Consider the following 19163-nt stretch of genomic DNA (forward strand, 5'->3'; position numbering starts at 1 on the left):
CCTAGTGCTGTATGAGTGTCCGGATTTGCAAGGATTTAGCTTACTCGCCGGAACCGACAGCCGATCTGCCCACGGCAGAACGGGAACAGCGGCAGCTAGCCGAGCAGCAGCGCGCTGAGCTGGTCGCTCGAGTGCACGACCGCGATGGCGCCAGCAGCCTCGGCGGGGGAGCCGTAGCCCCACTCCACCAGGATGGTCGGCAGCCCGTTCTCGCTCGCGCCCTCGACGTCGAACGCTCGGTCGCCCACCATCACGGTGTGCGCGAGGTCGACGCCCTGCGCCGTCAGGCGGCGGAGCGCCTCGGCGACCACGTCGGCCTTGGCGCTGAGCGTCTCGTCCTCGGAGGCGCCGGTGATGACGTCGAAGTACTGCGCCAGCTCGAAGTGCTCCAGGATGCGCGTGGCCGCCAGCTCCGGCTTGCTCGTCGCAACGGCGATGGGGATGCCGGCGGCGTGCAGCCGCGTGAGCAGCCCCCGGATGCCGGGGAACACGGCCGAGTCGAACGCGCCGTTCTCGTGGTAGTCGGCGCGGTAGATCGTCAGGGCGTCGCGCGCCTCCTGCTCGGTCATGCCGGCGAACTCCTGCAGCGAATCGAGCAGGGGAGGCCCGACGTACTCGACGAGCTGGGCGGGGGAGGGCACGGGCAGGCCGAGGGTCTCGAACGTGGTGGCGAGCGAAGCGGTGATGCCGGGTGCGGAGTCTGTGATGGTGCCGTCGAGGTCGAACAGGACGCAAGTCCAGGTGCGAGTGACGGTGGTGGTCGGGTTGGTCATAGCGGTCCTATGGTATGTGAGGTATTTCAGAAATGTCTCAGTGCTCGCTGAGAGCTGACTCGATGTGTGAGCGCGCGACGACCATGGTCTGTGCGGCGCCCGGATTGAACTGCACGGCCACGAACTCGGCCGAACGGATGAAGCCGAGCGCCTCCAGCGCAGGGACGATCACGGCCTGCACCTGCGTCCCGGCACCCTCCGCCGTGCTGCCGACGGCGTCGCGCAGCGCCTTCATCGACGTGAACAGGGGCAGCACGGGCTCCCCGGTGGTCGACGTGAGCGTGCGCAGGCGGGTGTCCTGCGGGGTGGAGCCGGTGACGTCGACGACCAGGCCGCCCTTCACCGCGGCGGCGAGGAGCGCATCCAGGTGCTCGAGGGTCGGCTCTTCCGCGATGGCGGTCAGCGCCGTGCGGACGGCGACGTTCTCGTAGCTCTGCGGGAAACGGGGAGTCTGCGCCATCAGATCGCCGCCATCAGATCGCCGCCATCAGAACAGCCTGCTGTCGCTGTCGTCGAGCCCGCGCATCGCGTCGTAGTCGAGCACCAGGCACCGGATGCCGCGGTCCTCGGCGAGCGTGCGCGCCTGCGGTTTGATCTCCTGGGCGGCGAACACGCCCTGCACAGGGGCGAGGTGCGGATCGCGGTTCATCAGTTCCAGGTAGCGGGTGAGCTGCTCGACGCCGTCGATGTCTCCGCGTCGTTTCAGTTCGACGGCGACCGAGGCGCCGTTCGCATCCCTGGCCAGGATGTCGACGGGCCCGATGGCGGTCATGTACTCGCGGCGCACCAGCGTGTGCCCGTCGCCGAGAAGATGGATCTGCTCGGCGAGCAGCTTCTGCAGGTGGGCTTCGACGCCGTCCTTCTGCAGGCCGGGGTCGACGCCGAGGTCGTGCGCGGAGTCGTGCAGCACCTCGTGGATGGAGACGACCAGCATGTCGGCGGTCTTCGCCTGGGTGACCTTCCAGACCTCGGTGACGCCCGCATCCCGTTGCGTGTCGTCCGGCTCGATGACGCTGAGCGTGCACGGCGGGCTCATCCAGTTGAGCGGCTTGTACGACCCTCCATCGGAGTGGACGAGCAGGCTGCCGTCGGATTTGAGCATGAGGAGCCGGTTCGCGAGCGGCAGGTGCGCGCTCAAGCGACCGGCGTAGTCGACGGAGCAGTGGGCAATGACGAGACGCACCGGATCATCCTACGGCGCTGGCAGGATGGGCACATGACCAGCGAACTCCTCCTCGGAACGTATACGGAAATCCTGCCGCACGTCTCCGGGCGTGCCGACGGCATCCTGCAGGCGACCTTCGACGGCACGGCCGTGACGGGCGTGCGGGTCGTCGCCGCGACGCCCAACCCGTCCTGGCTGACGGTGTCCGCGGACGGCTCACGCGTGTACGCGGTGGGCGAGACGGAGCCGGACGGCACGGTCGTCGCGTTCGCTCGCGCCGCCGACGGGACGCTGGCTGCGCTGTCCACCGAGTCGTCGGGGGGCGCAGCGCCCGCGCATCTGGCGCTCGACCCGTCCGGCCGGTTCGTCGTCGCCGGCACGTATGGCGGCGGCTCGATCTCGGTGTTCGCTCTCGCCGAGGACGGCTCGCTCGGCCGCCGGACGGCGTTCGTGCAGCACGAAGGCAGCGGGCCGGACGCGGCGAGGCAGGAGGCCCCGCACGTCCATCAGCTGAGCTTCGACCCGGAAACCGGCGACCTCGTGGTGGTCGACCTCGGGCTGGGCGACGTGCGCTGGTACGCGTTCGGCGACGACGGGTCGCTGACGCTGAAACCGCAGTCGACCATCGTTCTCGGTGCGGCCGGGCCCCGCCACCTGGTGTTCGCTCCGGATGCACGGCACGCGTTCGTCGTGAACGAACTCGACAGCACGGTCGACGTGCTGCGCCGCGACGGCGCCCGTTTCGTGGTCGCGTCGTCGACGTCGACCAGGCCCGACGGCGCCTCCGGCGACAACGGCCCCGCCGCAGTGCGGGTGACCGACGACGGCCGGACGGTGTTCGTCACCAACCGCGGCGACGACACGGTCGCCGTGCTCGCGTTCGACGCGTCGTCCGCGACGCTCGCCCTGGTGGATGCGGTCCCCGCGCACGGCCGCGCGCCCCGCGATCTGGTGGTCGCCCCTGGCGGCACCCGCGTCCTCACCGCCAATCAGGACAGCGCCACTGTCTCCGTCTTCGCTTTCGACCCGGACTCCCGCGCCCTCACCTTCGTCGCGGACTCCCCGGTCCCCACCCCCGTCTGCCTCCGCTTCCTCTAATCCCCCGTCCCCACATAATCGAGTCGGGACTTATGCACGCGACACGCCGAGGGCGACCGTGCATAAGTCCCGACTCGATTATCTGGGGACGCGGGTCAGGCGGCGGGGTCGGAGGCGGGTGCAGGGGTGGGCGCTGCGGGAGCAGGGGTGCGTGCCGGGCGCACGGCGCCGGCGGCGACGAAGGCCGCGACCAGCAGGACCAGCACCAGGTACAGCGCGTTGAGCAGGCCGAACTCCTTGCCGAGGAAGCCGATCACCGGAGGGCCGACGAGGAACGCGCAGTAGCCGATGATCGCCACCGCGGAGACCCGCGCAGCCGGGTTGGCAGAGCCCTCGGCCGCCGCCGACATCCCGAGCGGGAAGCCGAGCGAGACGCCGAACCCCCACAGCACGGTGCCGATGACGACCACCCAGAGCGGCCCGCCCAGGATGAAGACGAGCAGTCCGGCCGCGCCGAGTCCTGCGGTGATCCGGATGGCGAGGACGCGCCCGATGCGGTCGACGATGGGTCCGCCGAGCACCCGGCCGAGCGTCATCGCGGCGACGAAGAAGCCGAACACGATCGCGCCCGTCGAGTTGCTCTGCCCGTGTCCGTCGACGACGGCGAGCGAGATCCAGTCGTTCGCCGACCCCTCGCCGAACGCCATCCCGAGCATCACGACGCCGATCAGGATGAGCCGCCAGTCCGCCCATACGGCCAGCCCGGCGCGCATCCGTTCGCCGAACGGCACGGCGGGCGCGTCCGCGGCCACCTCGTCGCCAAGGCTCGCCTCGCGCGGCACGAACCGCACCGCGATCACGATGGAGACCGCAACGACGACCGCCGTCACGATGAGGTGCCACGACACGTCGATGCCGAGAGCAGCGGCCGCCGCTCCGAAGCCGGCGCCGATGACCGTCCCGAGGCTGAAGCAGGCGTGCATCAACGGCATCAGGGTCTTGCCGATCTCGCGTTCGACGGCTGTGCCTTCGACGTTCATCATCACGTCGACCATCCCGTTGCCGAAGCCAAGCAGGATGAGGCCGATCGCCACCAGCGGCACCGAATGGGCAATGGATGCGCCGACGCCGATCAGCACGAGCCCGACCGACACGATGAACAGTCCGGCGACCATTCCCTTGTGTGGGCCGAACCGGATGAGCACCGGCGAGGATGCGGTGAGCCCGACGATCGCGCCGACCGACATCCCGAGGATGAGCAGGCCGACAGCCGACGGGTCCTTGCCGAGTTCGAGACCGTCGCGCACCCCGGGGATGCGGGCGACCCAGCTGGCCATCGACAGCCCGCTGAGGATGAAGATCACGAACACCGCGTTGCGCCACGCGCGGAGTTCGCGGGGGCTTCTGGTGCTGATCGGGGTCGTCTGCGACATGGGTTGATCCTGCGGGTGAGAGAGGCGAAATGGTGCTCGAATCGATTCGATCGAAACGATTCGACTAAGCTACCACACGTGAACGACACGAGCACGACCCCCGAAGCGGAAAAAAGCACGGAGACGACTGCGGACAACGCCGCCCCCACCGTCACCCGCCCCACCCTCGCCGCGGTCGCCCGCCTGGCCGGTGTCTCCAACTCCACCGCCTCCCTCGCCTTCAGTGGGACGGGCCCGGTCTCCGACGCCACCCGCGACCGCGTCCTCGCCGCGGCCAAGCAGCTCAACTACGCGGGCCCCGACCCCCGGGCGCGCTCGCTGCGTCGTGGCCGCTCCGGCATCGTCGGCGTCGTCATGGAGGAGCGCGTCGGCGACGCGTTCCGCGACCCGATCAAGATCGCCCTCCTCGACGGCATCTCCGACGGTATTGCCGCGATCGACGCCGGCCTCCTCATCCTCACCGACGCCGGGCAGGCCGCTCAGCGCATCGAGGACGCCCCGATGGATGCGGTGGTCCTGATCGGCTGCAGCCCCCGCCTCGACGAGTCGGTCGCCACGCTCCGCCAGCGCGGCATCCCGCTGGTCGCGATCGAGGGCGACCCGGCCGACGACGTGCTCACCATCGGCCAGGACAACCGCGCGGCGTCCGGTCTCGCCGCCCAGCACCTCGCCGACCTGGGCCACACCGAGGTCGCCGTCGTGACCCTCCCGCTCACCCGCGACCGCTCGCGCGGCCCTCTGACGGCCGAGCGCATCGCCGCCGGGAGTTCGAACACCAGCGTTGAGCGCCTGGCGGGCGTCCGCGACGTGTTCCCCGACGCCGGCGGCTACGTGACGCGCGGCTCGTTCGTCGAGGAGGGCCGCATCGCCGGGCACGCACTGCTCGACGACCCGGCCACCCGCCCGACCGCCATCGTCGCCCAGAGCGACCTGCTCGCCGCCGGCGTGATCCGTGCCGCAGAGGAGGCGGGCCTGAATGTGCCGGCCGATGTCAGCGTCGTCGGTTTCGACGGGGCACGCGTCGACGGGCTCTGGCCGTACGACCTCACGACGATGGTGCAGCCCGCCATCGAGAAGGGCCGGGCGGCGGGCGTGGCGATCGTGGACATGCTGGAGGGCGCCGTCGCGCATCCGGCGACGTTCACCAGCGAGTTCCACCTCGGCAACACGACGGCGGCGCCCCGCACGGCTTGATCGGCGGCGGCCCCGGCACGGGGAACAGCTCGCACCTGAATAGGGTGGAGTCATGGATCTCGAAGCCCTGTACCGCGACCTGCACAGTCACCCTGAGCTCTCCTTCGCAGAGCACCGCACCTCCGGAATCGTCGCCGACGCGCTGACCGCGCTGGGCGTCGAGGCCGTCACCGGCATCGGCGGCACCGGCGTCGCCGGGGTCTTCCGCAACGGCGACGGACCCACCGTGCTGCTGCGCGCCGACATGGATGCGCTGCCCGTTCTCGAGGACACCGGTCTGGCCTGGGCCTCCACCCAGACCGCCACCGACCACACCGGAGCGACCGTCCCCGTCATGCACGCGTGCGGCCACGACGTCCACATCACCTGCCTGCTCGGCGCTGTGGAGCAGCTGGTCGCCGACCGCGACGCCTGGTCCGGCACCCTGGTGGCCGTCTTCCAGCCGGGGGAGGAGCACGGCGGCGGCGCCCAGGTGATGATCGAGGACGGCCTCTACGACAAGGTCCCGACCCCGGACATCGTGCTCGGCCAGCACGTCACGCCCCTGCCGGCCGGGATGCTCGGAGCCCACTCCGGCAACGCGATGGCGGCGGTGGACACCATGCAGGTCACGCTGCGCGGCCGCGGCGGCCACGGCTCGCGCCCGGAGACGACCATCGACCCCATCGTGATGGCGGCCGCGACCGTGATGCGCCTGCAGACCGTGGTGTCCCGCGAGGTCGCCCCGCAGGACACGTCCGTCGTCACCGTCGGCTCGCTGCACGCCGGCACGGCCAACAACATCATCGCCGCGGAGGCGACCCTGGGGATCAGCGTCCGCAGTTTCAGCGAGGAGGTGCGCGAGCGGGTGCTCGCGTCCGTCGAGCGGATCATTGCGGCGGAGGCTGCCGCATCCGGAGCTGTCGTCGCGCCCACGGTCGAATACGGGGAGCGCTACCCGGTGACCGTGAACGAGCCGGAGGCGACAGCCAGGGTGAACGCGGCGTTCGCGGCGGAGTTCGGCGGCGACAGGATCTTCGACCCTGGTGCGCTGTCCGGCAGCGAGGACGTCGGCAACCTGGCGACCGCGGCCGGTGTCCCGCTCGTCTACTGGATGCTCGGGGGCGGCGACCCGGCGACGGTGGCGGCCGCCGTCGCCGCCGGCACGGTCGAGACCGACATCCCATCGAACCACTCGCCGCACTTCGCGCCGCTGGCGCAGCCGACGATCGACACCGGCGTGCGCGCCCTCGTGGTCGCGGCCCGCGCCTGGCTCGCCTGACGCGCGCTCGACTCGTGCGAAAAGTGCGGTCCCGCATGCCGCGACCGCACTTTTCGCACGAGCCGTTCCGGCCGCGATCGCGGCGACGTGCCGGTGAGAACGCCCTCAGACGGTGGCGCCTGCGCGCATCCACCGGTTGCCGCGTGCCCGCAGCCCCAAGGTCACCGCTCGCGCGCCGATGTACCCGAACGCGAACGCCGCCGTGAGCCAGGCGAGCCCTGCGACGTCGTGGCTTCCCCACGCGACAACGGCCACCGCCAGCGGAACGAACACGGCGACGTTCGCCAGTCCGGTGAGGGCGAGATACCGCGCGTCGCCCGCCCCGATCAGCACGCCGTCGAGCACGAACACATACCCGCCGAGGGGCGCGCCGACGCCGATGATCGCGAGCGCGGGCGGCAGCAGCGCGGCCACCGTCGCATCACCAGTGAACAGCCCGGCCGCGATCGGGCTGGTCACCAACACCACCGCCCCGAGCACCACCCCCGCGCCGATGCCCCACTGGATGCACCGCCGCAGCACTGCGCGCACCCCGGCCAGGTCGCCGGAGCCCAGCCCCTTCCCGACCAGCGCCTGCGCGGCGATGGCGAGCGCATCCAGGGCGAACGCGACCGTCGCGAACACCGTCATCGCCACCTGGAACGCGGCCAGCTCGTCCGGTCCGAGTCTGGTGGCGGCGAACACCGCGAGCAGCATCGCCGCGCGCAGGCTGGCCGTGCGCAGCAGCAGCCAGCCGCCGGAGCGCGCCGTGCTGGTCAGTCCCGTGTGGTGGGGGAGCAGCGGGGCGCCGACGCGGCGGGCGTTGACGACCACGATCGCGAGGTACACCACGGCCATCGCCCACTGCGCGGCGACCGTCCCGACCGCCGACCCCGCGATGCCGAGTCCCGCCACGTAGATGAAGAGGTAGTTGAGCACGATGTTGACTGCGAACCCGGCCACCGCCACGATCAGCGGCGTCTTCGTGTCCTGCAACCCGCGCAGCAGGCCGGTCGCGGCGAACACCAGCAGCATCGCGGGGAGCCCGAGCATCGAGATTTCCAGGTAGCTCGTCGCAGCGTCGGAGACAGCACCGGATGCGCCGAACAGGTTCACCAGCGCGGGGGACGCGAACCAGCCGCCCACCGCCAAGACGACGCCGAGCCCGAGCGCCAGCCAGCACCCGTCGACGCCGGAGGCGACGGCCCCGCGCAGGTCGCCGGCGCCGAGGCGGCGGGCCACGGCGGGGGTCGTGCTGTATGCGAGGAACACCATCAGGCCGACGATCGTCTGCAGGATCGCGCTGGCGATCCCCAGCCCGGCGAGTGACGCGACGCCGAGGTGCCCGACCATCGCCGAGTCCGCCAGCAGGAAGATCGGCTCGGCGACGAGCGCGCCGAGGGCGGGCACGGCGAGGCGCAGGATGTCCCGGTCGACCGGGCGGACGGCGGATGACTTCACGACGCCCCAACGCTACCGTGCGCCTTGCCCGACCCGGCCGCCCGGCCCGGGCCACCCGCCCCGCGCACCCGCCGCTCCGGCCACCGCGACCCGAGCACGGCGACCGCGAGCGTGCTCGCCACCACCATCCCGAGCCCGACCCGCAGGTCGGTGGCCGTCGCCACCGCGCCCACCACGCTCGGCCCGACGATGAACGCCGTGTACCCGACCGCGGTCGTCATCGCCACGGCACGCCCGCTGCGTCCCGGCGCCGACCGCGCGGCGAGCGACAGCGTCACGGGCACGATGGGAGACACGGCGAACCCCACCACCAGCAGCCCGATCACCGCCACCACCGGATTCCCCGTGAGCACCGCCACCGCCGTCCCGGCGCTCGCCAGCAGCCCGGCGCCGATCACGACCCTCCGCTCGCGGAGCCTGCCCAGGATGCGCGAGAACACCAGCCGTCCGGTCAGCGACGCCGCGTGGAACGCAGCGACCCCCAGCCCCGACAGCAGGATCGTCGACCCGAGCGTGTCGCGCAGGTACACCGCCAAGAAGCTCTCCAGCGCGCCATCCCCGAAGAACGTCACCGTCACCAGCGCGATCGCGAACAGCACAGCCGGGATGCGCCAGACAGGGGTGGCATCCAGTATCTCCGCCGCCGGATCCGGATGCGCCCCCTCCACCTCGGGGAACGCCACGACAGCGACCACCACCCCTGCCGCCGCGAGCACCACCGCCAGCGCCACGTACACCGACCGATAGTCCACCCCCGCCGTCAGCGCGAGCGCCGTCGCGAGCGCGCCGACCGCCGCACCCCCGCTGAAGCCGGCGTGCAACGACGTCATCAGGTGCCGCCCGCTCACCGCTTCGACGTCGGCGCCGACCGTGTTCGCCCCGAGGTCGATGAAGCTGGAGAACAGCCCGTAGACGACCATCCCGGTGAACAGTCCTGGAAGGTCATGGGCGACGGCGAGCAGCAGGAAGCCGGCCGCCGTCCCTCCGAAGCCGGCGACCAGCACCGGCCGACTGCCCAGCCGGTCGGCCAGCCGGCCCCCGGCGAACAGTGTGACGACCCCGGCCAGGGCGGCCGTCGTGATGGCCGCCCCGAGCATCCCTGGCGTGAGGCCGATGGATGCGCTGAGCGGCGCCAATTGCACGGCGTGCACGCCGACGTGCAGGCCGAGGATGCTGAAGTTCCCGAACGCGAGCAGCGCGAAGCGGGGCGCGCGAAGGCGCAAAGACATGATGGATCTCCTGTCGGTGAAAGGGAAAAGCGCGGGCTCACCGCCCGCGTGTCTCTCCTTCGCCGAGTTCGCCCTCCTGGGCCGAGGTCATCATGCCGCCACCCTACCTACCGGCGGCGAAGCGTGCACCCGTATAGATTCCGTTAGGAATATTCACAAATTACTGAATTAAGCGTAAAGTCACACGTCATGGACACAGTCATTGAGGCCATCGGCCTCGAAAAGCGGTTCGGCCGGGTGCGTGCACTCGACGGTCTCGACCTCTCCGTCACGGCGGGCGAGGTGCACGGTTTCCTCGGGCCGAACGGCGCGGGGAAGTCCACCTCCATCCGCATCCTGCTCGGTCTCGCCAAGGCCAGCGGCGGCCACGCCGCCCTGTTCGGCCGGGAGCCGTGGAAGGACGCGGTGGAGCTCCACCGGCGCATTGCGTACGTGCCTGGCGACGTCAACCTCTGGCCCAACCTGTCCGGCGGTGAGGCGATCGACCTCCTCGCTCGGCTGCGCGGCGGAACGGCCGACAAGGCGGCATACGCCGAACGCAAGAAGCGGCTCGTCGACGTCTTCCAGCTCGACCCGTCAAAGAAGGGGCGCGCATACTCCAAGGGCAACAGGCAGAAGGTCGCGCTCGTCTCCGCCTTCGCCACCCCAGCCGACCTCTACATCCTCGACGAGCCGACCAGCGGACTCGACCCGCTGATGGAGGCCACCTTCAACGCCGAGATCGCCAGGGTCGCCCGAGACGGCGCCACCGTGCTGCTGTCGAGCCACATCCTCTCCGAAGTCGAGCAGCTCTGCGACAGGGTGAGCATCATCCGGGCGGGCAAGACCGTCGAGTCCGGAACGCTCACCGAACTGAGGCACCTCACCCGCACCGAGGTCTCGTTCGCCGCCGACGGGGTGTCGGAGGCGCAACTCGCGCGCATCCCGCACGCTCACGACCTGCACACCACAGAAGGGCGGGTGCGGTTCACCGCCGACAGCGACACGCTGTCCGGCGTGCTCTCCGCCCTCGCCGAGCTGGACACGCAGGGTCTGACCGTCGCGCCACCATCGCTGGAGGAGCTGTTCCTGCGCCACTACGGCGACGAGCTCGCGGGGGCGAACGAACGATGACCACCGCAATGCAGTCCACGGGCCGTTCGGCCGGACCGGCGACGCACCAGCACACGGCGGCGAACGAGCAGGGTCGAGGCCGCATCCTGGCCGTGCTGCTGCGCCAGCGCATCCGCAGGGACCGCTGGCAGCTGCTCATCTGGATCGTGGGCATCGCGGCGCTCGCCGCGTTCTCCGCCGCCAGCATCAGCAACACCTACGGGGATGCGAAGGGTCGCGTCGAGCTGATGCGGCTCGCCATCGCCAACCCCTCCATCCTGATGCTGCGCGGGCTGCCGCAGGGCACCGGGCTGGCGGCGGTGACGTTCTTCGAGATCTTCACCTTCCTGGCGCTGCTCGCCGGGCTGATGAGCACCTTCCTTGCCGTGCGGCACTCGCGGGCGGAAGAGGAGTCAGGACGCGCAGAACTCGTCGCGTCGACCCCGGCCGCGCGCATCCTGCCGACCGTCGCCACCCTCATCCACGGTGTGCTGGCGAACGTCGTGCTCGCCGTCGCGACCGGCCTCGGGTTCATCGCGGCAGGTCTTCCGGCCGCCGGTTCGTTCTCGGCGGGCGCTGCGGTCGGCGGCGCAGGGATCTCGTTCCTCGCGGTCGGTCTGCTGCTCTCGCAGCTCATGATGACCTCCCGCGGCGCCAACGGCTTCGCCTCCGCAATCGTCGTGCTCGCGTACATCCTGCGCGGCATCGGGGATGCGACGGGCACGGTCACCGCCGACGGCACCCACCTCGTGAGCGCGTGGCCCACCTGGCTGAGCCCGATCGGCTGGGGGGAGCAGTTCGACCCGTACGGCGCGAACGACTGGCGCCCGCTGCTGCTACAGCTCGGCCTGGCCGCCGTGCTGATGGCCGTGGTGTTCGCGCTGCAGTCCGCGCGCGACAGCGGGGCGGGCCTGATCGCCGAGCGCGCCGGACGACGGGACGCGCGGGCCATGCTGTCCGGACCGCTCGGCCTGGCCTGGCGGCTGCAGTGGCCGACCATCCTCGGCTGGACCATCGGCGGCCTGTTCACCGGTCTCCTCGCCGGTGCGCTCGGCAGCGTGGTCAGCTCGTCCATCGCCAACGATCCGAGCCTCAGCAGCATCCGGACAGCGGTCGGCGAGATCGGCGCGGGCGGTTCAGGGCCGATGACGCAGGTCTTCATCTCCGCGATCTTCTCCATCGTCGGCGTCCTCGCCGCCGCCTGCGCGACCCAGGCCGTCATCCGGCTGCGGCAGGAGGAGGCCGGGGGAGCGGCCGAGATGTTGATGTCGACGCCGCTGTCGCGGGTGCGCTGGCTACTGCAGTTCCTGCTGGTCGGGGTGATCGCGATCGTGCTGGTCCTGCTGGCCGCTGCTATCGCCTCCGGACTGGCCGCGGTCTCGGCCGGGGAGGACGCGGCGCGGATCGGCGACTCGTTCGCTGCCGCTGCCGCGCAACTGCCCGTCGCGCTCGTCTATCTCGGCGTCCTGGCCCTGGTGTTCGTGGTGCTGCCGACCTGGACGATCCCGCTCGGCTGGACGCTGCTCGGCCTCGGCGCGTTCATCGGCATCTTCGGCGGCCTGATCGGCCTGCCGACGTGGGTGCACGACCTGTCCCCGTTCGCACACTCGCCCGTGGTGGTGGGCACACCGGACTGGACGGGCGGCTACTGGATGCTCGGGATCGCGGCGATCGCGACCGCTGCGGCTGCTGTGCTCATCCGCCGCAGAGACTTCGCGATCGGCTGATTTCACTGCATTCCGCCCGAGAAATGAAAGGATGAGCCGGTGGCGAGAGACGAGCGGGCCCTGAACGATGTGCGCGAACACGCCGCGTCCGTACTCATCGCCGCCGGGTTCCCCAAGATGCCCGGCCGCGTCCTGATGGCTCTCACCGTCACCGAGCAGCCCGGCATGACCGCGTCGGAGCTCGCCGACGTGCTCGGAGCGAGCCCCGCCGCCATCTCCGGAGCCGTCCGCTACCTGCAGACCATCGGTATCATCCGCCGGGTATCCCAGGCCGCCAGCCGCCGCGACCGCTACGAACTGCCGAGCGACTGGTACGCATCCATGGTCAGGCAGTCGCCGGTCTACGCCGTCCTTGCAACGCAGGCAGACGCCGGCATCGCCGCCGTCGACGATCCGGACTCCCTGGCCACGGAGCGCCTGCGCGACATGGCGGGCTTCTACCGCTTCCTCGAACGCCGTCTGCCTGAGCTCCTGGACGAGTGGGAACAGGTCCGCGCGGCCCGCTCCTGAGCACTTCCCGACCTCTTTCCGACCTCTTTTCGGACTCGTCGGCTATACTGGACGAGGAACACACCGTTTCGTTCGGCTTGACGCTCCTCTCATCGTCGCCGCGAACAAGGTCTGATTCCCACCGCGGACCACCTGTCCGCCACCGCCTCTCGCGAGGCAACTCCCTCGGAGTTCCGGCGCGAAAGCCGCGCGTTGACGCGTCGGCTGCGGTTACACCCACACGCTTTGAAAGAAGTACAGCAATGATGAACACAACAACTCTCGGAATCCGTTTCGACTCCCTCGACCCCGTCGCCGAAGCCTGGACTCCGTCCGACCTCGACACCCTGCCCGCCGGCAGCCGCATTCTCGCCCCGTACCCGGAGCAGGACGGCCGCGGCGACATCCTCGTCCGCCACAACGACGGCCTGTGGCACCGCGACCTCTTCGCGCCCATCCCCTCGGATGCGCTCACCGCGTTCCCCATCCGCATCCTCGCCTGACCCCGCCCGCCTGGCGGCGCCGAGATACCAGTAACTGCACCGCCGCACGGCGTGTCGCGCGCAGTTACTGGTATCTCGCTTTCCACAGGCGCGCGTCGGGACGGGAGCAGAGCATCCCGGATGAGAAGCTGGATGGCGAACATCCAGGGGGCAGCAGTGCGTTTCACCACACCGGCACAGAAGGCGATCGTCGTCGTCGTGCTGCTCGCCGTCAACGTGGGGCTATCGCTCCTGCTCAACGCGCTGAACTGGGAGCCAGGCTCCATCGCGCTTTCGATCCTGCAGCTCGCCGGCTGGTATCTCGCCAGCCGGATGTTCCGTGGTCCTGGCGAACCCGTCGCCGCCGCGCGCCCGTGGTGGCGCATGACCGCGCGACCGCTGCTGAGCGGCGTCCTGGGCGCCGGCTACCTGCTGCTGGCGCTCGTGAACACCATCCTGTCGCTGGCCGGGTTCGGCAGCGCATCCGGGACCGTCTCGGTCCTGGTCGAGCTCGTGCTGGCCGCGCTGTTCCTCACCACCTACCTGCGGCTCCGGGCTCTCGGCACCGCGCCGCGAACCCCGTAGGCTGGCGGAATGACCCTGACTTCCGGCATCGAAACCTCCGAACTCGATCCCGCCGTCCGGCCGCAGGACGACCTGTTCCGGCACGTGAACGGCAAGTGGATCGCTCGCACCGAGATCCCAGACGACAAGGCGCGCTGGGGCTCCTTCATGATTCTGGCGGAGGAGGCCGAGTCGGCCGTCCGCGAGATCATCGAGGCAGCCCAGGATGCGCAGGAAGGCACGGAGGAGCGCAAGTTCGGCGACCTGTTCGCGAGCTTCATGGACGAGGACCGCATCGAGGCCCTCGGCGCCACGCCCATCCAGAACCAGCTGGCGTTCGCGAGCGACGTGGACAGCATCCCGAACCTGCTGCAGACCATCGGCAAGCTGGAGCGCCACGGGCTCGCCGGCTTCTACCAGCTGTTCGTCGACAACGACCCGGGCAACCCCGAGCGCTACCTCGTCTTCGTGGAGCAGTCCGGCATCTCGCTGCCGGACGAGTCGTACTTCCGCGAGGAGACCTTCGCGCCCATCCGGGAGGCGTTCGTCGCCCACATCCAGCGGATGTTCGAGCTCGCCGGATTCCAGGATGCGCCGGAGCGCGCCCAGCGCGTCTTCGACCTGGAGAAGGAGATCGCCGCCCAGCACTGGGACAACGTGAAGTCGCGCGACTCCGAGAAGACCTACAACTTGTTCGACTGGGCCGACGCGGCAGCACTGTTCGCCGGCGACGCGAAAGACGGAGCAGACCTCAGCGTCTGGGAGAAGGCGCTCGGCGCCCCGGACGGCGCTCTCGCCGAGGTCGTCCTGCGCCAGCCGTCGTTCACCTCCGGCCTCGCCGGGCTCCTCACCGAGGACCGCCTGGAGTCGTGGAAGGACTGGCTCGCCTGGCAGATCATCCACGGCGCTGCCCCCTACCTGTCCGGCGACTTCGTCGAGGCGAACTTCGACTTCTACGGCCGCACCCTCACCGGCACCCCGCAGATGCGTGCCCGCTGGAAGCGCGGCGTCTCACTGGTCGAGGGAGCGATGGGCGAGGCCGTCGGCCGCATCTACGTCGAGAAGCACTTCCCGCCCACCGCCAAGCAGGCCATGGATGCACTGGTAGCCAACCTCATCGAGGCCTACCGCCAGAGCATCGGCACCTTGGAGTGGATGGGCGAGGAGACCCGCGCCCGCGCGCTCGACAAGCTGGAGAAGTTCACCCCGAAGATCGGCTACCCGGTGAAGTGGCGCGACTACTCCGCCCTCGTGGTCGACCCGGCAGACCTGGTCGCCAACGTGCGTGCCACCAGCCTGTTCGAGTTCAACCGCGAGCTGGGCAAGATCGGCAAGCCGCTGGACCGCGACGAGTGGTTCATGACACCGCAGACCATCAACGCCTACTACAACCCCGGCTTCAACGAGATCGTGTTCCCTGCGGCCATCCTGCAGTTCCCGTTCTTCGACGAGACCAGGGATGCTGCGGCCAACTACGGCGCGATCGGCGCGGTCATCGGCCACGAGATCGGTCACGGCTTCGACGACCAGGGTTCCAAGTTCGACGGGGACGGCCGCCTGCAAGACTGGTGGACCGCCGCCGACCGCGAAGCGTTCGAGCAGCGCACCAGCAGCCTGATCGAGCAGTACAACGCGCTCGCCCCCGCCCAGGTGCCGGACCACCACGTGAACGGCGCGCTCACCATCGGCGAGAACATCGGCGACCTGGGCGGTCTCGGCATCGCCTGGAAGGCGTATCTGCTGTCGCTGAACGGCGAGGAGCCTCCCGTGGTCGACGGTCTGACCGGCGCCCAGCGCTTCTTCCTGAGCTGGGCGCAGGCCTGGCAGCAGAAGGGCCGCGACGCCGAGGTCATCCGTCTGCTGGCGATCGACCCGCACTCGCCGAACGAGTTTCGCTGCAACCAGATCGTGCGCAACATCGACGGTTTCTACGACACGTTCGGTGTGTCGGAGGGCGACGCCCTGTGGCTCGCTCCTGAGCAGCGCGTCACCATCTGGTAGCCGGTTTCGTCTCCCCGCGGAGAGGGTGCGCACTGCCCCTCTTCGCGGGGTAACATCGAGCGTGTTGTGCCGGGAGCCCACCCACTCCAACGGCGCGGCGGCGGCAGGGGGACCGCACCCGAATTCTCCCCACCCGGACGAAGGACCCCCCATCCCCGTGACGATCCAGACCCAGGATTCCGAACGCCGCAGCAGGCACGCATCGTCCCGTCGCGGACGGCATCGGGGCACGGTCGCCCCAGCGGACTTCAGTCGCGGTTTCGCTGTTCTCGGGCACCTGGCGCTGAGCGGGGTGCAGGTGTCTGCTCGCGCGACCGACCTGACCACGGGTGCTGTGCTGTTCTCGGTCGACGACCACGTGGTGATGCCGACCGCGAGCATCGGGAAGGTCCTGCTGCTGGTCGAGGTCGCCGCACGGCTGCAGTCCGGTGAGCTGAGCCCGTTCGCGCTCCTCGACCGTTCCCCTCAGGATGCGGTGGGCAGCTCCGGCATCTGGCAGCACCTCGCCGCCCCCTCCCTCCCCGTGGCCGATCTGGCCGCGCTCGTCGGAGCCTCCAGCGACAACCTGGCCACCAACGTCCTCCTCCGCCGCGTCGGTCTCGAAGCCGTGAGCGCCCGTACCGAGGCGCTCGGCCTCACCCGCACCGCGTTGCTCGACCTGGTGCGCGATCACCGCGGCCCCGACGACGCCCCGCAGCTCTCCGTCGGCAGCGCCAACGAGCTCACCTGGCTGTTCTCAGCGCTCGCCCACGGCGAGATCGTGGACGCGGCGACCAGCCAGCGTGTCATCTCCTGGCTGTCGCTGAACAGCGACTTCTCCCTGGTGTCGAGCGCGTTCGGCCTCGATCCGCACGCGCACCGCAACGCGGAGCACGGCATCCTCCTCGTCAACAAGACGGGCGTCGACCACGGCGTCCGCAGCGAGGTCGGCGTGCTGCGCGGCCCCCGCGCCGGCGTCACATACGCGGTCTCGATGTACTTCGACGACGCAAGCCTCGCCTCCCGCCTGTCGGTCCTCGAGGGGATGCGCACGGTCGGCACCGACCTCCTCGAGTACGTCTTCTAGCCCCGACGGGTACGACCGGCAACGAGTGGTCCCGAATTGCCGCGCGCCCACGAGTCGCCACGGCAATTCGGGACCAATCGATGCTCGCCGCGCACAGGTTCGTGATCGGGCATGGAGTCTCAAGGAAATATTGTCATGTTAGAGACGAGCAGGCAGGGTGGAGAAACGGGGCGAAAGGACTCACGTGCGCGAATCGACGTCTGCTCGACGCACCGCGGCCGTTTTGCTCTGCTGGTTGCCGGCCGTGGCCATCGTTGCGAGCTGGCCGATCCTGCTTGAGCGCTTACCGGACGAGATGACCACACAGTGGAGCGGCGAGAGGACGTCAGGGCACACAGCGTCCGTCATTGTTCTTGCGATCACCCTCGGCGTAGCGTGCGTCGCAGCACTGTCCGCGACGGTTGTGCGCCGCAGGCGCGCGGTCCTACTTGCCGCCGGGTTTGCGGCGATGGCCGCCTGCGTGTGGCTCGTGTTGGCTTTCGCGAATACGGTTGAGCCTCCTGACGTCGGTGGTTGGGGACTTCTGACCCCGATCGCCTTCGCGTACGGGTTCATCCCCTTCTCGATGATCGGGCGGGATGCCGAGATCGAAGACATTCGCGGCACGGACACCGATGGCGCAGACGTCGATGCGGATGGGCAGAGCGACTCCGCCAGCGCTGAGGACGCCGTCGTTTCGCCGGTCTCTGCGGTCGGGAGCACAGCGCTCATCGCGGGAGGGCTGATCTGGGGCGGTGCAATCGGAGCGGTCGAATCGCCATCGGTCGTGCTCTTCGTCGCTGGACTGATCCTCGCGGAGTTCGCGATGCTGCGCGTGCGGTTGGACGGCAATCGGTTCCGCGTCTGCGGCCTGATCCCGGGACTTCCTCTGTGCTCGATTGATCGAGAGCAGATCGACAACATGGCGTCCGTCTGGATATCCCCATCGGACTGGTGGGGATGGGGCTACCGGGTCGGGGCGAGCGGGGTAGGGCTGATCGCTCGAAAGGGGGTGGGAGTCGCCGTGCGCCACAATGGCCAGACCCTCACTGTGAACGTGCAACGTCCCGGACTCTTCGTTTCTGCACTACGAAACGAGCGACCGCGCCCTTAGCGCCCCCCGAGGAACGCGTCCTCCGCCGCGTACTCGAACCACCCGTCCGCTTCCGCGCGCTCCGCGAGCGTCGGGAACACCGCCTCCCACCCTTCGTCGCGCCGGTCGGCGGCGTGCGCTTCCCGGACCGCCCAGTCGATCGCGGTCCTGACCGACTCGGCGTACGTCACCGGCGCCCGGTAGCCGAGCTCCACCTGCGCCTGCGCCATGCTCATGACCAGTGGATGCGCGACCGTCCACGGCGTCGACCCGAGCCCGTCGACCGGCGGGCCGGGGAACGTGACGATCTCCACCTCCCTGTCGAGCGCGTCGAACACGGTCCTGGCGATTTCGGCAACGCTCAGGTTGTCGTCGTCGACCGCGTTCAGCACCCGGTGGCCCGGCTGTACCGCGCAGAGCGCGACGAGTTCGGCGATGTTCACGGTGGACGACGTGCTGAACCGGTTGGTGCCGTCGTCGGAGAGCACGACGTGTCTGCGGCGGTCGAGCGCCCGTTTGATGAAGAACCATTCGCGCAGCGCCGGGCTGAACGGCCCGTGGATCGCGCCGGGGCGCAGGATGCTCACCGGCAGGTCGTCCGCGGCGAGCAGGCGCCGCTCCATCGCGGCTTTGAGCGGCGAATACGTGCGCTTGCGGTTGTCGACCGTCGGATCGTCTTCGCGCAGCGGGACCGGATAGTCCGGGAAGTCGTCCGGCCCGGTGACGATGTCGAGGTATCCGCCGTTGCGTCCCGTGTACACGGAACCGGTGGAGATGACGACGAGCGAGCCGACCTCGCCGGAGAGCTGAACGAGCTGGTCGGCGTGCCGCGGTTCGTATGCGACGGTGTCGAGCACCAGATCGTGGCCGCGCGCCTGGTCGAGCAGGGCGGCGGTGTCGTCGCGGTCGAGGCGGATCGTGGTCACGTCGAGGTCGGCGAGGGCCGCATCCCCGGAGTGGGCGCCGCGGTGGGCGATCAGCACGGACCAGCCGTCGGCGGCGAGGCGGCGGGCGGCGGCAGCGCCGATCTGCCCTGTGCCTCCGATGATCATGGCGGTGCGGGTGGTGTCGGCCTGCATGGCACCAACCTACGCCGGGTTCACTTCGGCCGCCCCGACCCCCGCGACCCCACCGTCA

At 70.0% G+C, this 19163-nt stretch carries 18 protein-coding genes; 11 read left to right on the plus strand and 7 right to left on the minus strand.

Going from position 1 to position 19163, the window contains the following annotated elements; genetic code table 11:
• Window positions 1–95 precede the first annotated feature (95 nt).
• Genes AC37TH_RS04775 through nucS form a run of 3 tightly spaced genes read right to left on the minus strand, consistent with a single transcriptional unit; the run spans window position 96 to window position 1956 of the window.
• Window positions 96–773 (minus strand): HAD hydrolase-like protein, encoded by a 678-nt coding sequence (locus AC37TH_RS04775; protein WP_490763198.1) that lies wholly within the window; start codon window positions 771–773, stop codon window positions 96–98.
• Between the two features lie 37 nt (window positions 774–810).
• Window positions 811–1233: an SseB family protein gene (locus tag AC37TH_RS04780; protein ID WP_490763199.1), complete on the minus strand. Its 423-nt coding sequence runs from the start codon at window positions 1231–1233 to the stop codon at window positions 811–813.
• A gap of 27 nt (window positions 1234–1260) precedes the next feature.
• Window positions 1261–1956 carry an endonuclease NucS gene (gene nucS / locus AC37TH_RS04785; protein ID WP_490763200.1) on the minus strand — a complete coding sequence of 232 codons (696 nt, stop codon included), beginning with the start codon at window positions 1954–1956 and terminating at the stop codon, window positions 1261–1263.
• Window positions 1957–1989: 33 nt separating this feature from the next.
• Here nucS and AC37TH_RS04790 point away from each other — a divergent pair, with 33 nt between their 5' ends.
• Window positions 1990–3036, plus strand: a complete 1047-nt coding sequence (locus AC37TH_RS04790; protein ID WP_490763201.1) for a lactonase family protein — start codon at window positions 1990–1992, stop codon at window positions 3034–3036.
• A 95-nt stretch (window positions 3037–3131) separates the two neighbouring features.
• Here AC37TH_RS04790 and AC37TH_RS04795 read toward each other — a convergent pair whose 3' ends face one another.
• Window positions 3132–4409, minus strand: a complete 1278-nt coding sequence (locus AC37TH_RS04795; protein ID WP_490763202.1) for an MFS transporter — start codon at window positions 4407–4409, stop codon at window positions 3132–3134.
• A 78-nt stretch (window positions 4410–4487) separates the two neighbouring features.
• Here AC37TH_RS04795 and AC37TH_RS04800 point away from each other — a divergent pair, with 78 nt between their 5' ends.
• A complete protein-coding gene (locus tag AC37TH_RS04800) occupies window positions 4488–5603 on the plus strand; it encodes a LacI family DNA-binding transcriptional regulator (protein ID WP_490763203.1) in 1116 nt (371 codons plus the stop codon).
• Between the two features lie 52 nt (window positions 5604–5655).
• Complete coding sequence (locus AC37TH_RS04805) at window positions 5656–6864, plus strand: amidohydrolase (protein WP_490763204.1); 1209 nt, start codon at window positions 5656–5658, stop codon at window positions 6862–6864.
• 105 nt (window positions 6865–6969) lie between these two features.
• Here AC37TH_RS04805 and AC37TH_RS04810 read toward each other — a convergent pair whose 3' ends face one another.
• Both AC37TH_RS04810 and AC37TH_RS04815 read right to left on the minus strand, forming a co-directional pair.
• Window positions 6970–8304, minus strand: a complete 1335-nt coding sequence (locus AC37TH_RS04810) for an MATE family efflux transporter (protein ID WP_490763205.1) — start codon at window positions 8302–8304, stop codon at window positions 6970–6972.
• A complete protein-coding gene (locus AC37TH_RS04815; RefSeq protein WP_490763206.1) occupies window positions 8301–9533 on the minus strand; it encodes an MFS transporter in 1233 nt (410 codons plus the stop codon). Before AC37TH_RS04815 ends, AC37TH_RS04810 begins: the two co-directional genes overlap by 4 nt.
• 189 nt (window positions 9534–9722) lie before the next feature.
• Between AC37TH_RS04815 and AC37TH_RS04820 the strand changes: the two genes are divergently transcribed.
• The 8 genes from AC37TH_RS04820 (at window position 9723) to AC37TH_RS04855 (ending at window position 18047) form a co-directional block, all read left to right on the plus strand.
• Entirely contained in the window at window positions 9723–10646 is a 924-nt protein-coding gene (locus tag AC37TH_RS04820) for an ABC transporter ATP-binding protein (protein ID WP_490763207.1), read from the plus strand.
• Entirely contained in the window at window positions 10643–12352 is a 1710-nt protein-coding gene (locus tag AC37TH_RS04825) for an ABC transporter permease (RefSeq protein WP_490763208.1), read from the plus strand. The genes AC37TH_RS04820 and AC37TH_RS04825 overlap by 4 nt, the downstream gene beginning before the upstream one ends.
• A gap of 39 nt (window positions 12353–12391) precedes the next feature.
• A complete protein-coding gene (locus tag AC37TH_RS04830) occupies window positions 12392–12862 on the plus strand; it encodes a GbsR/MarR family transcriptional regulator (RefSeq protein WP_490763209.1) in 471 nt (156 codons plus the stop codon).
• Between the two features lie 242 nt (window positions 12863–13104).
• Window positions 13105–13344: a hypothetical protein gene (locus tag AC37TH_RS04835; protein WP_490763210.1), complete on the plus strand. Its 240-nt coding sequence runs from the start codon at window positions 13105–13107 to the stop codon at window positions 13342–13344.
• Between the two features lie 132 nt (window positions 13345–13476).
• Entirely contained in the window at window positions 13477–13908 is a 432-nt protein-coding gene (locus AC37TH_RS04840) for a hypothetical protein (protein ID WP_490763211.1), read from the plus strand.
• Between the two features lie 9 nt (window positions 13909–13917).
• Window positions 13918–15888, plus strand: coding sequence for a M13 family metallopeptidase (locus AC37TH_RS04845; RefSeq protein ID WP_490763212.1), 1971 nt, complete (start codon window positions 13918–13920; stop codon window positions 15886–15888).
• 157 nt (window positions 15889–16045) lie between these two features.
• On the plus strand, window positions 16046–16954 hold the full coding sequence (locus AC37TH_RS04850) for a serine hydrolase (protein ID WP_490763213.1): 909 nt from the start codon (window positions 16046–16048) through the stop codon (window positions 16952–16954).
• Window positions 16955–17138: 184 nt separating this feature from the next.
• A complete protein-coding gene (locus AC37TH_RS04855; RefSeq protein WP_490763214.1) occupies window positions 17139–18047 on the plus strand; it encodes a hypothetical protein in 909 nt (302 codons plus the stop codon).
• Here AC37TH_RS04855 and AC37TH_RS04860 read toward each other — a convergent pair.
• Window positions 18044–19105 carry an NAD-dependent epimerase/dehydratase family protein gene (locus tag AC37TH_RS04860; protein WP_490763215.1) on the minus strand — a complete coding sequence of 354 codons (1062 nt, stop codon included), beginning with the start codon at window positions 19103–19105 and terminating at the stop codon, window positions 18044–18046. The two genes, AC37TH_RS04855 and AC37TH_RS04860, sit on opposite strands and share 4 nt — an antisense overlap.
• Window positions 19106–19163 lie beyond the last annotated feature (58 nt).

Source organism: Leifsonia sp. McL0627, from assembly GCF_058244615.1.